This window comes from Streptomyces sp. NBC_01142 (genome assembly GCF_026341125.1).
Taxonomy (GTDB): domain Bacteria; phylum Actinomycetota; class Actinomycetes; order Streptomycetales; family Streptomycetaceae; genus Streptomyces.
The window spans coordinates 571,531-588,907 of record NZ_JAPEOR010000003.1; the positions used below are offsets into that span (position 1 = coordinate 571,531).

General features: G+C 69.9%; 14 protein-coding genes and 2 pseudogenes. 10 read left to right on the top strand and 6 right to left on the bottom strand.

The annotated features are described in order from the left end of the window. Positions 1-50: 50 nt before the first annotated feature. A complete protein-coding gene (locus OG883_RS36675) occupies positions 51-1,541 on the top strand; it encodes an FGGY-family carbohydrate kinase (RefSeq protein WP_266550932.1) in 1,491 nt (496 codons plus the stop codon). A 109-nt stretch (positions 1,542-1,650) separates the two neighbouring features. Here OG883_RS36675 and OG883_RS36680 read toward each other — a convergent pair whose 3' ends face one another. Both OG883_RS36680 and OG883_RS36685 read right to left on the bottom strand, forming a co-directional pair. Beyond that, on the bottom strand, positions 1,651-2,709 hold the full coding sequence (locus tag OG883_RS36680) for a LacI family DNA-binding transcriptional regulator (protein WP_266550934.1): 1,059 nt from the start codon (positions 2,707-2,709) through the stop codon (positions 1,651-1,653). Continuing rightward, positions 2,709-4,151, bottom strand: coding sequence for an L-fucose/L-arabinose isomerase family protein (locus OG883_RS36685; RefSeq protein WP_266550936.1), 1,443 nt, complete (start codon positions 4,149-4,151; stop codon positions 2,709-2,711). The genes OG883_RS36680 and OG883_RS36685 overlap by 1 nt, the downstream gene beginning before the upstream one ends. Positions 4,152-4,425: 274 nt before the next feature. On the opposite strand from OG883_RS36685, the gene rhaI reads away from it, so the two are divergent. Genes rhaI through OG883_RS36705 form a run of 4 tightly spaced genes read left to right on the top strand, consistent with a single transcriptional unit; the run spans position 4,426 to position 9,623 of the window. Then, the gene (rhaI, locus tag OG883_RS36690; protein WP_266550937.1) at positions 4,426-5,595 is read left to right on the top strand and encodes an L-rhamnose isomerase; all 1,170 of its coding nucleotides are present in this window, start codon (positions 4,426-4,428) and stop codon (positions 5,593-5,595) included. Positions 5,596-5,600: 5 nt separating this feature from the next. Beyond that, positions 5,601-7,640, top strand: a complete 2,040-nt coding sequence (locus OG883_RS36695; RefSeq protein WP_266550938.1) for a bifunctional aldolase/short-chain dehydrogenase — start codon at positions 5,601-5,603, stop codon at positions 7,638-7,640. A 43-nt stretch (positions 7,641-7,683) separates the two neighbouring features. Next, positions 7,684-9,198 carry a rhamnulokinase family protein gene (locus tag OG883_RS36700; RefSeq protein ID WP_266550940.1) on the top strand — a complete coding sequence of 505 codons (1,515 nt, stop codon included), beginning with the start codon at positions 7,684-7,686 and terminating at the stop codon, positions 9,196-9,198. A 47-nt stretch (positions 9,199-9,245) separates the two neighbouring features. After that, positions 9,246-9,623, top strand: coding sequence for a nuclear transport factor 2 family protein (locus tag OG883_RS36705; protein WP_266550941.1), 378 nt, complete (start codon positions 9,246-9,248; stop codon positions 9,621-9,623). On the opposite strand, the gene OG883_RS36710 is transcribed toward OG883_RS36705, so the two are convergent. The 3 genes from OG883_RS36710 to OG883_RS36720 form a co-directional block, all read right to left on the bottom strand. Continuing rightward, positions 9,620-11,473, bottom strand: a complete 1,854-nt coding sequence (locus OG883_RS36710; RefSeq protein ID WP_266550942.1) for a glycoside hydrolase family 15 protein — start codon at positions 11,471-11,473, stop codon at positions 9,620-9,622. The genes OG883_RS36705 and OG883_RS36710 overlap by 4 nt on opposite strands. Before the next feature lie 232 nt (positions 11,474-11,705). Continuing rightward, a complete protein-coding gene (locus OG883_RS36715; protein ID WP_266550943.1) occupies positions 11,706-12,257 on the bottom strand; it encodes a hypothetical protein in 552 nt (183 codons plus the stop codon). 192 nt (positions 12,258-12,449) lie between these two features. Continuing rightward, positions 12,450-12,695: a hypothetical protein gene (locus OG883_RS36720; RefSeq protein WP_266550945.1), complete on the bottom strand. Its 246-nt coding sequence runs from the start codon at positions 12,693-12,695 to the stop codon at positions 12,450-12,452. On the opposite strand from OG883_RS36720, the gene OG883_RS36725 reads away from it, so the two are divergent. From OG883_RS36725 to OG883_RS36745, 5 genes and pseudogenes are all read left to right on the top strand, one after another. Continuing rightward, entirely contained in the window at positions 12,694-13,029 is a 336-nt protein-coding gene (locus OG883_RS36725; protein WP_266550947.1) for a hypothetical protein, read from the top strand. The genes OG883_RS36720 and OG883_RS36725 overlap by 2 nt on opposite strands. A 696-nt stretch (positions 13,030-13,725) precedes the next feature. Further along, on the top strand, positions 13,726-14,325 hold the full coding sequence (locus tag OG883_RS36730) for a fibronectin type III domain-containing protein (protein WP_266550949.1): 600 nt from the start codon (positions 13,726-13,728) through the stop codon (positions 14,323-14,325). Positions 14,326-14,714: 389 nt separating this feature from the next. Beyond that, positions 14,715-14,960 (top strand): annotated as a pseudogene (locus tag OG883_RS36735) (2Fe-2S iron-sulfur cluster-binding protein); the annotation flags it as partial. Between the two features lie 153 nt (positions 14,961-15,113). After that, on the top strand, positions 15,114-16,226 hold the full coding sequence (locus OG883_RS36740; protein ID WP_266550951.1) for an XdhC/CoxI family protein: 1,113 nt from the start codon (positions 15,114-15,116) through the stop codon (positions 16,224-16,226). A gap of 49 nt (positions 16,227-16,275) precedes the next feature. Continuing rightward, positions 16,276-16,932, top strand: coding sequence for an ABC transporter permease (locus OG883_RS36745; protein WP_266550953.1), 657 nt, complete (start codon positions 16,276-16,278; stop codon positions 16,930-16,932). Between the two features lie 92 nt (positions 16,933-17,024). Here the strand turns inward: OG883_RS36745 and OG883_RS36750 are convergent. Beyond that, positions 17,025-17,147: pseudogene (locus OG883_RS36750) on the bottom strand (lactonase family protein); the annotation flags it as partial. Positions 17,148-17,377: the final 230 nt, after the last annotated feature.

The following is a 17,377-nucleotide window of genomic DNA, read 5'->3' on the forward strand; positions in this document are numbered from 1 at the left end:
GTGAAAATCGTCGTGGAGAACACCGAACGCCGAGGAGAAGGCGGGAACCTGTGACGGACACACGCCACCAGGACGTGTGGTTGGGAGTCGACCTGGGAACGCAGAGCGTACGCGCCGTGGCCGTCACCGGCGACGGGCATGTGCTCGGCCGCGGCTCCGCCCCACTCGCCGGCCACCGCGACCGGGACCGTCACGAACAACTCCCCTCGGACTGGTGGGAGAGCGCCGGCGCCGCGATGCGCCGGACTCTGCGTCACCTCTCCGCCTCGTCCGTTCGGGGAGTGGCGGTGTGCAGCACATCCGGCACCGTACTGCTGACCGACTCGCGCGGTACGCCCCTGACACCCGCGCTCATGTACGACGACGGGCGTGCCGCGGCCGAGGCGCGGTACGCCCAGGAAACCGGCGCCGATGTGTGGCGGTCGCTCGGACACCGTATCCAGCCGAGCTGGGCGCTCGCCAAGCTGCTGTGGCTCACCCAACCCGGGCCAGACGGCGTCGCACCCGGTCTCAGGGGCGCCCGTGTGTGCCACCAGGCGGACTTCATCACTTCCCGGCTCGTCGGGCGGCCGGTGCCGACCGACTCCAGCCACGCCCTCAAGACCGGCTACGACGTGGACACCCGCACATGGCCCACCGCCGTCCACGACCGGCTCGGACTGTCCGGCCTCGACTTCCCCGCCGTGGTGGCCCCCGGCACCGTGCTCGGCACGGTGTGCCGCACGGCGGCGGACGACACCGGCCTCGCCGAAGGCACTCCGGTCGTCGCGGGCATGACCGACGGCTGCGCAGCCCAACTCGGCTCCGGGGCCTGGGACGTCGGGCAGTGGAACACCGTCCTCGGCACCACCCTCGTCCTCAAGGGCGTCACCGCCACCCCGCTCCGCGACCCGGCCGGAGTGCTCTACAACCACCGCTCCCCGGACGGGTACTGGCTCCCCGGCGGCGCCTCCAGCGTCGGCGCCGGCGCGCTGACACTGGCGTTCCCCGGGGCCGACCTGGCGCGCCTCGATCGCCTCGCCGCCCACCGGGAGCCGGCGAGCGTCGTCGCCTACCCCCTGGTCTCGCGCGGGGAACGCTTCCCGTTCCTGGCCGCCGACGCCGAAGCCTTCGTGCTCGGCCGGCCGGCCGACGACGCCGATCACCATGCCGCGCTGCTCCAGGGCATCGCACTCGTGGAACGACTGTGTCTGGCCTATGTCCGCCTCCTCGGCGCCCCGGTCGACGGGCCGGTCACCCTCACCGGCGGCGCCACCCGCAGCCCCTACTGGAACCAGCTCCGGGCCGATGTCCTGGGCCGGACCGTCGCGATCCCCGCACACGCGGACTCCGCTCTCGGCATGGCGGTCCTGGCAGCCCACGGAGTGACACGCACGCCGCTGTCCGCGGCCCGCGCCATGGTGGGTGACCGTACGGTTCTTGACCCGCGGCCCCAGGCCGGCCGGTGCTTCGCCGAGCCGTTCCTGACCCTGGTCGACGCACTCGAAGGACGCGGCTGGCTCCCCTCGAAGACCGCCGCCTACGCACGGGAGCACGGCTGACCGTCTCACTCACTGCGTCGCGGTGACCTCTCCGCTGCCGTGCGGGGAGAGGTGGACGGCCATCCGGCACAGTTCTTGGGGTGGGGGTCGGTTGTGTCCCGCATGCGCGTCAGCGGACTCTCGCCGCCGGCCCGGCGAGCGCGGGCCGGGCGAGGGACGACCCCCGTACGACCAACTCCGGCTGCAGGACGATCTGTTCATGGCGGTGCGCCACTGTTTCCGCGCCGGTCTCGCCGGTCTCGTCGATCAGCAGCTCTGCCGCCAGCCGCCCCATCCGGGCGGCCGGCTGGCGTACGGAGGTGAGGGGCACTGTGGCGGCCGCGGCGAACTCGATGTCGTCGTACCCGACCAGGGCGATGTCGTCCGGAACGCTCGCACCGGCGGCGAACAGCGCCTGGAGCACGCCGAGGGCCAGCAGGTCGTTGGCGCAGAACACCGCGGTAGGGCGTGGCGACATGCCCAGCAACCGGGCGGCGGCGTCCCGTCCGGCCGCGACATCGAGCCGCTGCGCCTCCAGCACCCGCAGCCGGTCCTCGGGCAGCCCCGCCCTGGCGAGGGCCTGAAGGACGCCCGTACGCCGGTCCTGGCACTGGGCGAGTTGCAGCGGACCGCTGACGTACACGATGTGGCCGTGGCCCTGCTCCAGCAGATGGCGTCCCGCGAGTGCGCCCCCGGTGACATCGTCGACCGACACCGAACAGGCGTCGGCGCGGGGCACCAGCCGGTCAACGAAGACGAAGGGGATCCCCTGACGGCGGAAGGCGTCCAGATTGCGGCCGGTGGTGTCGGCCGGAGTGACCAGTACCCCGCGCACCCGCTGCTCGCTGAACAGCCCGAGGTACTCGGCCTCTTCCTCGCTGCTCTGCGCGCTGTTGCAGAGCATCACGCCGAGCCCGGCCTCACGGGCCACCCGTTCGGCGCCCGACGCGACATCCACGAAAAAGGGGTTGGCCATGTCGAGGACGAGCAGCGCGATGATGCGGCTGCGGCCCGCCCGCAGCTGGCGTGCGGACTCGCTGCGTACATAACCCAGCCGGTGGATGGTGGACAGGACGCGCACCCGGGTTGCCTCGCCCACCGAATCGGGCCGGTTGATGACGTTCGACACGGTGCCGACCGACACCCCGGCCTCGCGGGCGACGTCCTTGATCCCCACCGGCTGCCCCATCAGGCCGAGACCTCCACGAGTTCCAGTTGGCCGAGATCGGCCACCGCGCGGAGGTCCGGCAACAGGCTGCCGGTCGCAAGTGCCCAGTGGTGGCCGACACCACTGGCACTCCACGCGTCGGTCCACTCACCGGGGTCGCAGCCGAAATCGACTCGCGAGGTGGTGTTGCCGATCTCCAGATGCGGGCCACCGACCACGTTGCCCTCGGCCGCGATCAGCTGGTACGTCCCCCGGCGGGTCTGCCCGAGGCCGAGCACGGTCACCGGACCGTGCCGTACGTCGAACTCCACCGACACGCCCCAGCCGCGCTTGCCGTGGTAGACGCCGAGGCCGCGCAGCAGCGGCTTGCGCTCACTGATCACCGTGTGACCGGGGCCGTCGTGGCCCATCTCGACCACGCCCGCCCGGAAGTCGAGAGCCTGGAGTTCGGTGAAGGAGCCGCCGGCGCCGAGCCGGTCGGCGATCAGCATCGCCAGCGAGGTACGCAGTTCGTACTCGCCGCAGGCCGGGACTCCGCGAGCGGTCAGCAGCGAGGCGCCGAGGATCATGCCGGCGCCGAGCCGTTCGTGGATCTCGCCCTCCAGCCCCCGGTGGTAGTAGGCGAGGGTGTCCAGGTCGAAGTCGTGGACCAGGCTGTCCAGGGCGACCGAGACCCTGGCCGCCCAGGCCAGATCGTCCCCGACGACCGTGTCGGCGAGGTCGAAGACCTCCCGGGTCTCGGCGAGTTTGAGCTCGGCCTCCTTGTCCGTGACCTGCTGGACCCGGACCCGCAGATCGTCGAACTCCAGGACCTCCACATGGCCGCCCAGTTGGCCCGGCACCATCGTCAGATCGGTCGAGACGTCGTACATGCCGGGATAAAGATGGCCCATCAGCCCGTGCCGGCCGTTGCGGAGCACCGAGCGCACCCCCGCGGCCCGGATCCAGCGGCCGATCCTGGCCCAGGCCCGTTCGTCCTCCAGATGCCCGGACACGGAGCGGAAGGCGACCCCGACCCGCTCGAAGGTGTTGGCCATCTCCGGCAGTGGGCAGGCGCCGCAGTACGCCAGCCAGTCACCTGTGCCGAAGGAGGCGTGGTCCATGGCCTCGGTGGGCTGGAGATTGATGAGCAGCACGGGTGCACCGCTGCGCTGCGCGATCGGCACCAGCATGGTGGCGGTCATATAGGTGGTCAGGAAGCCGACGATCAGATCGCAGTCGGCGGCGCGCAGCCGCTCGGCCGCTGCTGCCCCGTCCTCGGCGTCCGAGATGAAGCCGACGTCGACGACGTCGGCGTCGTACTGCCCCATCCGCTCGGCGACCCGGGCCGCGGAACACCGCAGCGTCGGCAGGAGCTCCGGGAACTGGGGCCAGTACGCCCCGAGTCCGCCGGCGACGAGACCGATCCTGGGCCTTCGGGCGACGGCGGGAATACGGGCGGACCGTGCGGTGCCTGTGCTCATGGGGATCCTCTCCTGGGCCGGGGACGAACCGTCGGGCCGGCGGGCGTGGACGCCGTGAAAGGTTTCAAATGAGTTGCACGGAAGCTAGACGCGCCCACCGTGCACAGTCAATGGGTCTGCGCGTCCGGTTTCCGCAGCTGACTCAAAGGATCACCTCCAGATCAACTCCCCTGCAGATACGGCCACTTGCCTTCTTGACAGCCCTTGGCGGGCTGCTTAGCTTCACTCTGATGAATCGATTCATGGCGCTGTCTGTCACACGGGAGTGGTGACCATGCCGAGCCGAACCGACATCCAGGCCGTCAAGGCCGCCCTCAGGACCCAGACCGTGGAGACGGCTTCCTGGGCGTACGCGAACTCGGGCACCCGCTTCAAGGTCTTCGCCCAGCGCGGCGTCCCCCGCACCCCCCAGGAGAAGCTGGACGATGCCGCCCAGGTGCACCGCCACACGGGCGCGGCGCCGACGGTCGCCCTGCACATCCCGTGGGACAGGGCGGACGACTACGCGGCCCTGGCGAAGTACGCCGAGCAGCGCGGGCTGCGGCTCGGCGCGATCAACGCCAATGTGTTCCAGGACGACGCCTACAAGCTCGGCAGCGTGTGCCATCCCGAGGCCGCGGTCCGCCGCAAGGCGCTGGACCATCTGCTGGAGTGCGTCGACATCATGGACGCCACCGGCTCGCGCGATCTCAAGCTGTGGTTCTCGGACGGCACCAACTACCCGGGCCAGGACGACATCCGGGCCCGTCAGAACCGGCTCGCCGAAGCCCTGGCCGCGGTGTACGAACGGCTCGGCAACGACCAGCGGATGCTGCTGGAGTACAAGCTCTTCGAGCCCGCCTTCTACACCATGGACGTGCCCGACTGGGGCACGGCGTACGCGCACTGCCTCACCCTGGGAGAGAAGGCGCAGGTCGTCGTGGACACCGGCCACCACGCACCGGGGACGAACATCGAGTTCATCGTCGCCCTGCTCCTGCGGGAGGGGAAGCTCGGGGGTTTCGATTTCAACTCCCGCTTCTACGCGGACGACGACCTCATGGTCGGTGCCGCGGACCCGTTCCAGCTCTTCCGGATCATGTACGAAGTGATCCGCGGCGGCGGCTTCACTCCGGAAGTCGCCTTCATGCTCGACCAGTGCCACAACATCGAGGCGAAGATCCCGGCGATCATCCGCTCCGTCATGAACGTCCAGGAGGCCACGGCCAAGGCGCTGCTCGTCGACCGTACGGCGCTTCAGGCCGCGCAGCGCTCCGGGGATGTCCTGGCAGCCAACGCGGCCCTGATGGACGCCTATGCCACTGATGTCCGCCCGCTGCTCGCCGAGGTGCGCGAGGAACGGGGCATCGATCCCGACCCGGTCGCCGCGTACCACCGCTCCGGCTGGGCCCAGAAGATCATCGACGAACGGGTGGGCGGCACCCAGGCCGGATGGGGAGCGTGAAGACGATGGCCGAGAACCCCGCGGCAGAGGCGCTGTTGGAGCGCTCGCACCGGCTCGGAGCCGACCCGCGCAACACCAACTTCGCCGGTGGCAACACCTCCGCCAAGGGCACCGCCACCGATCCGGTCAGCGGCACGGACGTCGCGCTGATGTGGGTCAAGGGCTCCGGCGGTGACCTCGGCACGCTGACGGCCGGCGGACTGGCGGCCCTGCGGCTGGACCGGCTGCGCGCGCTCACCGCCGTGTACCCGGGTGTGGAGCGCGAGGACGAGATGGTCGCCGCCTTCGACTACTGCCTGCACGGCCGGGGCGGAGCCGCTCCCTCGATCGACACGGCCATGCACGCTCTGGTGGACGCCGCGCATGTCGACCATCTCCACCCGGACTCCGGGATCGCGCTGGCATGCGCGGCCGACGGCGAGGCGCTGACCGAGGAGTGCTTCGGCGACCGAGTGGTATGGGTGCCCTGGCGGCGGCCCGGTTTCCAGCTGGGACTGGACATCGCGGCCGTGAAGCGGGCCCACCCCGAGGCGACCGGCTGTGTGCTGGGCGGCCACGGCATCACCGCGTGGGGAGCGACCTCCGAGGAGTGCGAGCGCAACTCACTGCACATCATCCGTACCGCCGAGGCGTTCCTTTCAGAGCGCGGCAAACCCGAGCCCTTCGGTCCGGTGCTCGACGGGTACGAGCCGCTTCCGCCTGCCGAGCGGCGTGCGCGGGCCGCCGCGCTCGCCCCCGTGATCCGGGGGCTCGCCTCCCAGGACCGGCCGCAGGTGGGGCACTTCACCGATGCCGACGGGGTGCTGGACTTCCTGTCCCGTACGGAGCATCCACGGCTGGCGGCGCTCGGCACCTCGTGCCCCGACCACTTCCTGCGGACGAAGGTGCGGCCGCTGGTCCTCGACCTGGCCCCGACGGCCCCGCCGGAGCAGGCGTTCGCCCGTCTGAAGGAGCTTCATCAGGAGTACCGCGCGCAGTACCGGGCGTACTACGAGCGGCACGCCGACGACCGGTCCCCGGCCATGCGCGGCGCCGACCCGGCGATCGTCCTGGTTCCGGGCGTGGGGATGTTCTCCTTCGGCAGGGACAAGCAGACCGCGCGGGTCGCGGGCGAGTTCTACGTCAACGCCGTCAAGGTGATGCGCGGCGCCGAGGCGGTCTCCTCGTACGCGCCGATCGAGGAGTCCGAGAAGTTCCGCATCGAGTACTGGGAGTTGGAGGAGGCCAAACTCCGGCGGATGCCGAAGCCCAGGGCACTTGCTGCCCGGGTCGCCCTGGTGACGGGCGCCGGGTCCGGCATCGGCCGGGCCATTGCGCACCGGCTGGTCGCCGAGGGGGCGTGTGTCGTCGTCGCGGATCGCTCCGGGGACAGTGCGCGGAGTGTGGCCGAGGAACTGGGCGGCCCCGACGTGGCGGTCCCCGTGATCGTCGATGTGACGAGCGAGCGGCAGATCGCCGCCGCGTTCGCCGCCGCCCATCTCGCCTTCGGCGGCGTCGATCTGGTGGTGAACAACGCGGGGATCTCCATCTCCAAGCCGCTTCTGGAGACCTCGGCCGAGGACTGGGACCTCCAGCACGACATCATGGCGCGGGGATCGTTCCTGGTCTCGCGCGAGGCGGCGCGGACGATGACCGCCCAGGGGCGGGGTGGTGACATCGTCTACATCGCGTCGAAGAACGGCGTCTTCGCGGGCCCCAACAACATCGCGTACGGGGCCACGAAGGCAGATCAGGCGCATCAGGTGCGCCTGTTGGCAGCCGAGTTGGGTGAGCACGGAATCCGTGTCAACGGCGTGAACCCGGACGGTGTGGTGCGCGGCTCGGGCATCTTCTCGGGCGGCTGGGGCGCTCAGCGCGCCGCCCTGTACGGAGTCGAGGAGGACAAGCTCGGTGAGTTCTACGCCCAGCGCACCCTCCTCAAGCGGGAGGTGCTCCCCGAGCATGTCGCGAACGCGGTCTTCGCACTGACCGGCGGCGACCTGTCGCACACCACCGGCCTGCACATCCCGGTCGACGCGGGTGTCGCGGCCGCCTTCCTCCGCTGACCCCTGGCCACCCACCCCTGGCCACTGACTCTGCGAGGTGTACGTGCCCAGAACCGGTCCCCTCTCCTTCGCCGCGGTCGACCTCGGCGCGTCCAGCGGGCGTGTGATGCTGGGCCGCGTCGGCCCCGGCGTAGTGGAGCTGACCGAAGTGCACCGGTTCCCGAACCGCCCGGTCAGGATCTGCACCACTCTGCACTGGGACATCCTCGCCCTCTACCGTGGCGTACTCGACGGGCTGCGCGCCGCGGCCGCCGCGACGGGCGGGCGGCTCGCGGGCGTCGGCGTCGACAGCTGGGCCGTCGACTACGGACTGCTGGACTCCGGCGGCGAGCTCCTCGGCAATCCGGTGCACTACCGGGACGGGCGGACCCACGGGATGGCGGAGAAGGCAGCCGCCGTACTGCCGCCGGACGACCTGTACGCCGCGACCGGGGTGCAGTATCTGCCGTTCAACACGGTCTATCAGCTGGTCGCGGCTCGGGGCAGCCCTCAACTGGCCGCCGCCGAACAGCTGTTGCTGATCCCCGATCTCATCACCTACTGGCTCACCGGCCGGGCGGGGACGGAGATCACCAATGCCTCCACGACCCAGCTGATCGACCCCCGTACCCGGGACTGGTCCGGTGTCGTCGCCGAACGGCTGGGGATCGATCTCTCCCTGTTCCCTCCGCTCTGCGGGCCCGGCGACCGGGCGGGCACGCTCCTGCCGGAGGTACTGGCCGAGACCGGGCTCACCGGGCCGGTGCCGGTGACCGTGGTCGGCTCGCACGACACCGCGTCGGCCGTCGTCGGCGTCCCTGCCCAGGGCGACGACTTCGCGTACATCTGCACCGGCACCTGGTCGCTCGCCGGACTCGAACTGCCCGCCCCGCTCATCGGAGAGGAGAGCCGGCGCGCCAACTTCACCAATGAACTCGGCGTCGACGGAACGGTCCGCTATCTGCGCAACATCATGGGGCTGTGGCTGCTCCAGGAGTGCCTGCGCACCTGGGAGGCGGCAGGCCGGCCACGGGATCTCGGTGCCCTGCTCGACGAAGCGTCCTCGGTGCGGGCACTGCGTTCGGTGGTGGACGCGAATGACCCGGCGTTCCTCGCCCCTGGAGACATGCCGCGCCGGATCGCCGACGCCTGCGTACGGACGGGGCAGCCCGCTCCCCGCACCGAGGCCGAGACCGCGCGCTGCGTGCTGGACTCGCTCGCGCTGGCCCACCGGCGGGCGGTCGACGACGCCCGCCGGCTGTCCGGACGTACGGTCACAACCGTGCACATCGTCGGTGGCGGTGCACTCAGCCCGCTGCTGTGCCGGCTGACGGCCGACGCGACCGGCCTGCCGGTGGTCGCCGGACCGGCGGAAGCGGCGGCGCTCGGTAACGTCCTGGTGCAGGCGCGCGCGGCGGGTGCCGTGACCGGCGGGCTCGCCGAGCTGCGCGCCTTGCTGCGCGCCACCCAGGAGCTACGGAGATATGAGCCGGGAACCGGCGCCGGGAAGGAGCGGGAGGAGTGGAACGCCGCGGCATCCCGGATCACCGGGGCCGGGCAGTATTCCCTCGATGCGTAGCCCTTCCAGCCGTTGCGCGCCGGTGTTCGCTCGCTAACGTGTCCCTTGTGACAGGTGTAATCGGGACAGAAGCCGCATTGGTCGTCCGGTTCAACGACAGCATCAACGGCCGGGACATCGACGGTCTCGCATGCCTGATGTCGGACGACCACATCTTCATCGACATGGAGGGAGGGGTTTTCGCGGGGAAGCAGAACTGTCTCCATGCGTGGCGGGATTTCTTCTCCGCGTTCCCCGACTACCGCAACGTCTTCGTCTCCCTCACACTGCAGGGCAACGTCGTCACCGTCGTCGGGCACTCCATGTGCTCGGAACCGGCCCTTGCCGGACCGGCTCTGTGGACCGCCACGATCCGGGACGGCGAGGTCGCCGAGTGGCGTGTCTTCGCGGACTCGACGGAGATCCGCGAGCAACTGGGGGTCTAGCGAACCGGATCCGGTCCCACGGCTTCGGCCTTGTCCAGTTCTTCGTCCAGCGCCATGGCTGCCGTGATGAGGGACAGATGGGTGAATGCCTGAGGGAAGTTGCCCAGTTGCTCTCCCGCCGGGCCGATCTCCTCGGCGAAAAGACCGACATGGTTGGCGTAGGTGAGCATCTTCTCGAAGGCGTAGCGTGCCTCGTCGACCCGCCCCGCGCGGGCGAGAGCCTCCACGAAGTGGAAGGTGCACAGGGTGAAGGTGCCCTCGGAGCCCTGCAGGCCGTCGGGGGAGGCGGACGGGTCGTAGCGGTAGACGAGACTGTCGGAGACCAGCTCGCGTTCGATGGCGTCGAGAGTGGAGAGCCAGCGCGGGTCCTTGGGCGAGAGGAACCCGACGAGCGGCATGAGCAGCAGTGAGGCATCCAGGACGTCGGCATCGTAGTGCTGGACGAAGGCCTGCTGCTTCTCACTCCAGCCGCGCTCCATCACCTGCATGAAGATCGCGTCGCGGGTGGCGGTCCAGCGGTCCAGGTTGGCGGGGCGCGCGTGCTCCCTGGCGAGGCGGATGACGCGGTCGAAGGCCACCCAGGACATCAGCCGGCTGTAGGTGAAGTTTTTGCGGCCGCCGCGGGTCTCCCAGATGCCTTCGTCGGGCCGGTCCCAGTGGTCGGCCAGCCAGTCCATGACGCCCCTGATGGCCTGCCAGCCCTGATAGCCGGCGGTCTCCGCGATGTCGGTTCCGTGAGCGATGGCGAACGCCGCCTCGCCGTAGATGTCCAACTGGAGCTGGTCGGCGGCTCCGTTGCCGATGCGTACGGGGAAGGATCCGCGGTAACCCTCGAAGTGGTCGAGCAGTTTCTCGTCGAGGCAGGGGTCACCGTCCACCCGGTACATGATCTGCAGTGGCTCGCCGGTCACGGTCGCGTCGGCGGCCACCCGCAGGCCGAGCCACCGGCGGAAGGCGTTGGCCTCTTCGGTGAAACCCAGTTCGGTCAGGGACCGTACGGACAGCGAGGCGTCCCGGATCCAGGTGTAGCGGTAGTCCCAGTTGCGCTCGCCGCCGATCTGTTCGGGCAGTCCCGCGGTGGCTGCGGCGATCGGTGCACCACTGGGTGCGTAGGTGAGCAGTTTGAGTGTGATGGCCGAGCGGTTGACGGTCTGCCGCCAGCGGCCTCGGTACCGGGACGTGCGCAGCCATCGGTGCCAGAACTGGACGGTCGCCAGCAAAGTGGCCTTGGCTGTCTCGGCGGTGAGGGGTTCGGGCGGCTCTCCGCCGGCGGCGCAGGCGGTCAGTACGACGGCGGCGGCTTCTCCCGCCCCGAGTGTGACGGTGCCCAGGACGTCGTTGCCGTTGGCGTGGTCGGTGCTCAGTGGTGTCGTGCTCTGCAGGTGCACATCGAGGCCCGCACCGGTGAAGACGGCGGCGTCGCCCGACTCGGTCAGGGTGAGTGTGTGCGGGGCACGGCCGTAGTCGAAGCGAGGTCTGCACTCCACGGTGAACCGCACGCTGCCCCGCATCACTCGCATCAGCCGGAAGATACGGTGCCGGTCCGTCGCGGTTTCGGGGGTGTCCACCGGCATGAAGTCGACGATCTCGCCCACTCCTTCGGTGGTGAGGAAGCGAGTGATCAGGACTGCGGTGTCGGGGGAGTAGAGCTGGGTGACCCGGGCGTCCGGATGGTCGGCCGTGATCCGGAAAGTGCCGCCGCGCTCTTGGTCGAGCAGGGCGGCGAAGATGCTGGGCGAGTCGAATCGCGGCGCGCAGAACCAGTCGATGGCCCCGTCGGAAGACACCAGGGCGGCGGTCTGCAGGTCGCCGATCATCCCGTGGTCGGCGATGGGCGGGTAGTCGCGCATCGGGGTTCTCCCTCCTCCTGAGCCGATGCCCGTCGGCGGACCACCGGCTCGAGAACGCATCACTGGCCATGACTATTGGCACTCATTTATGCACATACCGTCATGTATGTGTGCACGCTATGACCGTGGACGCCGATGTGCAACGCATGCGTCGCCCTTCGTGAGCCTCGCTCTCGCGAGCGTCCCCTTTCGTGAGCCTCCTTTCGGGAACCGCCGGTCCGGTCCGGGCGGGCTACTGGGCATCCGGGCCCTGTGCGCGCACCTCCTGTACATGCTGGAGGGAGTCACGCAGATCGCTCAGCCAGGTGTCCGTGTTGCGCTGCACCAGTCGGACGCACCACGCCAGAGCGTCGCTGCGGCTTCGGGCGACGCCGCCGGCAATCAGGGTGTCGAGCACCTGGCGTTCGGGCTGGCGCAGTCGTGTCATCACGGGTGCGGACACGGTGGTGTAGAGCGCTCGCCTGCCGCCGCATTCCACGCCCCACGAAACCTTGCGCCCGAACCGCTGCTCGGCGTCGCGGGCCACCGCGATGCGGTCGTCGCGCGTACGTTCCCGGAACTCCGCAATGCGCCCGTCCAGAGAAGCGTCGCGTTCCGCCTGGGACACCTGGGATGCCTCGGAAGTCGGGGATGCCTCTGCGTCGAGGTCGGGCTCCGGGATCCGGCCGATGACGGTGATCTCCTCACGGTCCACCGTCACCTCCAGGAGCTCGACGAACAGTCCGTCCGGCAGCCGCCCGGCGAACCAGTCGCGCAGCACCTTTTCCTGCTCGTTCGTAATCATGTAATCAAACTTACGCCGCCAGGCGAGAGATGGAAGGGGGAAGGAAGAGGAAAAGGTCAGCCCACGGCGTAATGGCCAAGGACTCCTATCCGTGACCGGGATCCCGGCAGTGTCCACTTGCGGTTGCTTCGCTCCAGCGGACAGGAGCCCCGGGTCTGATGCCGGCGGAACCGCTCGTGCTGCTGCTTCTGGTCAGCATCCCTCGGGGGTGGGGTAGCGGTAGCAGTACCTGGCCGATGGCGGTTGGGGGGGGCGAGAGCTGCCGGCCACACGCTGATCAGCCCCCGCGAACTGCTCGGCCTGGCCGCTCTCGACCCGCACACCCCGCGCCGCCCACCGGTCCAGGACGGCTCGATGGGTGAGGTCATCGAGTGGGCGGACGTGGCCGCCGATAGTGATGTGCCGGTTACCGAGGTCGACGTCGTCCAGTTGCATCATGCGGATCATCTTCGGTCGTGCTGCATGGGCGGCGGCCAGAGCCGTGATCAGCCGGACGTCGGGGCTTGTGGCGGTGGCGATCGCCTCGTCAATATCCGCTTGCCCGGCTCCGCGCCCCGGACGGCCGGCCCGGCTGTGCCGCCGAGTCCGTCAGCGGCTACCAGGAGAGCAGCCGGTCCTGCTGTCCCAGGCGTTCGACCTGATGGTCCAGCAGACGGGTCTGGGCGTACGGGAGCTGGCCCAGGAACTCGCCCAGGAACTGGCCTGGACGCCGACGCGGGTCAGGGAATTGCTGGGGATGCCGGACACCGGGCCGGTGCTACGGCTGGTGTGAGAGACGTGCAGTCGGCGTTTCCGGCACGCCGGGGGCACCTCACTCATCGCGTCATGCATGGTCCTGCCCCGCTGCCTCATCCCACGCGCGTGCCCATGGTGATCCACCAGCGTGATGAGAACTGACACGGCCTGATCCAGCAGGCCCTACACGGCACCGTGTGGCCGGTCCCTCGACGGGACCGGCCCACGTTGTCTCTGTGCCGGGGCATCGGGTGCCCAGCTCCTGGGGCCGCTGTGCACCCGGTCCGGAGTTCTACTGGACCCGGCCGCAGCCGTCGTCGTCGCCGTCGACGATGTTGCAGAGCCGGAAGCGGACATCCAGCACATATTAGAAGTTCAGTGAGCGGGTGAGCGTTTGACCGCGAAGCACAGTCGCGAGGGGACCGACGACGGGGGGCCTGCTGCCTCTGCGCGACCTGCGGTGGACGCGGCCGCGGGACGGCGGGACGATGGAAGCCCACTGCTGTCCGCTCAGCCCCTTCCCGCTAGCCCACGAGGCGATTTGCGAGGTGTGGTGATGAGGCTACGACGCGCCGCCGCCGCGGCGGTTCTACCGATCCCCCTGATGTGCGTGTGGATGGCTCCGCCGGCCGCCGCGGCCAGTACGCACACCATCTCCCTGACGGGTCGGTTGTTCGTGACGAACGGGCCCGGAATCGGGTCAAGTAGATCCTCCCGGACACTCCCGCTGAACATGACGACCGCCCTGAGCCACGACAGACCGCAAAGCACGCTGACCACGTCGACGTGCGCGGGCGACGAGAGCCGGGGCGTCCTGACCGTCCACTTCCAGCTCAGGTCCAACGAATCGGTCGTGGTATCACCCAAGCTCCAGCTCTTCGAGGGGTCGAGCTGCAGCTCCAACGACCTCGACGCAGAGGACGAGGGCATTCAGACAGCCTTCGCCCCCCGCAAGTCCCTGACATGGAGCCTGAAGGCCAGCAACGACGAGTTCGGGTCCAGCGACTTCACCACGGCGAGCCTCACCCTGAAACACGCCGGCGGCTCAGGCACCGGGATCGGTCGACCGGCTGAACCGTCGGCCGTGGTCGCCACCAGGTCCGCCGAGGACCCCACTGCCGTGCGTGTGGAGTGGGAGAACCCCGCGACCGACGAGACGAGTGTGCAGATCCGCAACACCACCATCAACCAGACCAAGGGCCTGCCCCGGGACGCCACGGCCTTCACCTGGTCCGGCCTGCAGCCGGTCAAACAGTGCTTCCAGGTGCGGGCGGTCAACAACGTCGGCGAGTCGGACTGGACACCGGTGAACCCCAAGGGCGAGTGCGCCTGACGATGCGGCGGGGAAACCCCGGAGGTCTGGGCTCGGGGAAACGGTCGCCCGCTGTTGTTCCCCACCAGGCCCCAGTCGCCGTCCACCAGCGTCCAGTTCGTCAACAGCTCTTCTGGCGACCACTCTTGCCGCACGCCCGCCCCTTTGGCCTCGATCACTCGATCAGACCAACGACGGCTCCCAGGGCAGGGAAACGGGGCCCGCCCGGCTACCCGCGACCTACTTTGCGGCTGGTGTCCGGTCAGGACTCCGGGGCCGTAATGCGCGCGCACGACCCTGGTGCAGGGCGGTGCCGGCCGGGCGCTCGCGCGCCCCCGGGGTGCCGCCTAGAGTTGCGTACATCGGACCAGGACGGTGGCTACCCCTGCCCGTGCCCCTGGGAGGGCCCCATGACCCGCATCTCACTGACGGTCGACGGCACGACGTACGACCGCACGACGTACGAGAACGAGGCGGAACCTCGTCTTCTCCTTGTCCACCACCTGCGCGATCGCCTGGGTCTCACCGGCACCCCCATCGGATGCGACACCACCGTCTGCGGGACCTGCGCGGCCCAACGGGACGGTGAGAGCGTCGAGAGCTGCTCAGTCCCGGCCGTCCAGGCCGACGGGGGCAGAGTGACGGCCATCCAGGGCGGCCCGGCCTCCGGCGCCTCGCACAGCAGCCGCATCCGCGCGACCGGGTTCCCCCCGCCCAGGCCCCCAAGCCGGTGCTTCGCCCGGTGACCGCCGAGCACCTGCGTCACCGTGACAGGGAGCGCCCGGCGGCGGTGGTGGGAGGCGTGGCCGATGCGTGAGATTCTTCCTGCGCTGAGCCGCTGGTACGCATCGGGAAGCCCCTTCGGGCTCGCCACGGTCGTCGCGGTCAGCCGCAGTGCGCCGCGCGGCCCCGGGGCGGCGATGGCGGTGGGCCCGGGCGACCAGGTCGTGGGCAGCGTCTCCGGCGGCTGCGTCGAGGGCGCCGTTTTCGAACTGGCCAAGGAAGTCGTGGAGAGCGGTCGGGCACAGTTGCGGACCTTCGGCTACAGCGACGAGGACGCGTTCGCCGTCGGCCTCACCTGCGGCGGCGAAATCACGCTCCTCGTACGCTCCGTGTCGGCCGCGGCCGACGTCTCCTTCGGCGAGGTCGCCGCGTCGGTCGCCGAGCACCGTCCCGTGGTGGTGGCGACCGTGATCGACGGCCCTGCCCCGTGCGGTGCGACGCTGGCCGTATGGCCGGACGCGGTGTCCGGCTCACTGGGATCGAGCGGCCTCGACGCGGCGGTCACCGCCGACGCGCGCGGCGAGTTGGAGCAAGGGGCGACGGGCCTGCGTCACTACGGGCCGCACGGCGAGCGGCGCGAGGACGACGTCACGGTGTTCCTGGAATCCTTCGCCCCGCCGCCGCGGATGCTGGTCTTCGGCGCGATCGACTTCGCCGCGGCGGTGGCCCGGATCGGCGCGTTCCTCGGCTACCGGGTGACCGTGTGCGACGCGCGCCCGGTCTTCGCCGACCCGCGGCGCTTCCCGGACGGGGCCGAGGTGGTGGTCGACTGGCCGCACCGGTACCTGCGCGGCACGGAGGTCGACGGGAAGACCGTGATGTGCGTGCTCACCCACGATCCGAAGTTCGACGTTCCGCTGCTCGAGGTCGCCCTGCGTTCCCCGGCGGCGTACATCGGTGTGATGGGCAGCCGCCGCACGCACGAGGACCGGCTCGAGCGGCTGCGGGAGAGAGGACTCGACGAGGCGGAGCTGGCGCGGTTGCGGTCCCCCATCGGCCTCGACCTCGGCGCCCGCACCCCCGAGGAGGTGGCCGTCTCGATCGCGGCGGAAATCGTCGCGCTGCGCTGGGGCGGCAGCGGCAGCCCGCTGGCGGACACCTCCGGGGCGATCCATCCACCGCGACTCAGGCCCGTGTGAGCCGTACTGACCGGCCCGGTCCGGCCGCGACGACAGCATCACGCCGATCATGTTCGTGTTCCTGTTCACGTATGTCTTCGGCGGGCAGATGGCGGGCTCTCCCCAGCAATACCTCCAGTACGCCCTCGCCGGAATCATCGTCCAGAACGCGCTTTTCATGAGCATGTACACCGCCATGTCGCTGAACACCGACCTCACCAAGGGCGTCTTCGACCGACTGCGGAGTCTGCCCATCGCCCGGTCGGCTCCACTGTTCGGGCGGATCACTGCCGACCTTGCCAAGCAGCTCTGGGCGATGCTCCTGATGATCGGACTCGGCCTTCTGCTGGGGTTCCGGGTCACCGGCGGTCTTGCCGGCTTCCTCGGCGGGATCCTGCTGATGCTGACCTTCGCCGCCGCCGTGTCGTGGACGGCGGTGCTGATCGGAATGCTGGCGGGCGACGCCGAGAAGGTGCAGGTCTTCGCGTTCACGCTGATCTTCCCGATCACCTTCACCAGCAGCGCCTTCGTCCAGGTCGACACCATGCCGGGCTGGCTGCAGGCATGGGTCGGCGTCAACCCCGTCACGCATCCGTCGGACGCCTTCCGCGGGCTTCTGCTCGGCACTCCCGCGGGCGAGCCGATTGTGTGGTCCCTGGTGTGGGCGGCGGGTATCGCGGTGGTCTTCATACCGCCGGCGATGCGGGCGTACCGCTCCAGGGGCTGACGGGGCGCGGGGACCGAGGACGTCGGTTGTCGCCGACCGACACCGGCCACTGGGAGCCCCTGTGGTGGCCACCGGGTGGCCGCACCCCACCGCAGCGGCAGTGCACACACCGCGACCGGGCAGCTGAACGGGCTGCCCGCGGGCCGGAGTTCACGGCGCGCCTGGTCGACCTTGAACACGGTCACCGGACCCGGCCGCTGATTCGCCGCGAAGAGTCCGACTTTCCTGCGCGGCGGACGTGCCCGCCGGGTGCCCGCCGTGGGAGCGCGGGAGAAGTTGCGGGCACAGAAACAGGTGCAGAAATGGGCGGAAACGTGTGGTGAAGCATCTCCGGACCAGGCACGAAGCGAAAAATACATGCCGTGCACATCCGTTCGCATTGTGCTACTGTCGATCTCAGTTGCAGTTGTGGTTCCCAAAACTTCAAGTGCTCTCGCTGGTTCTG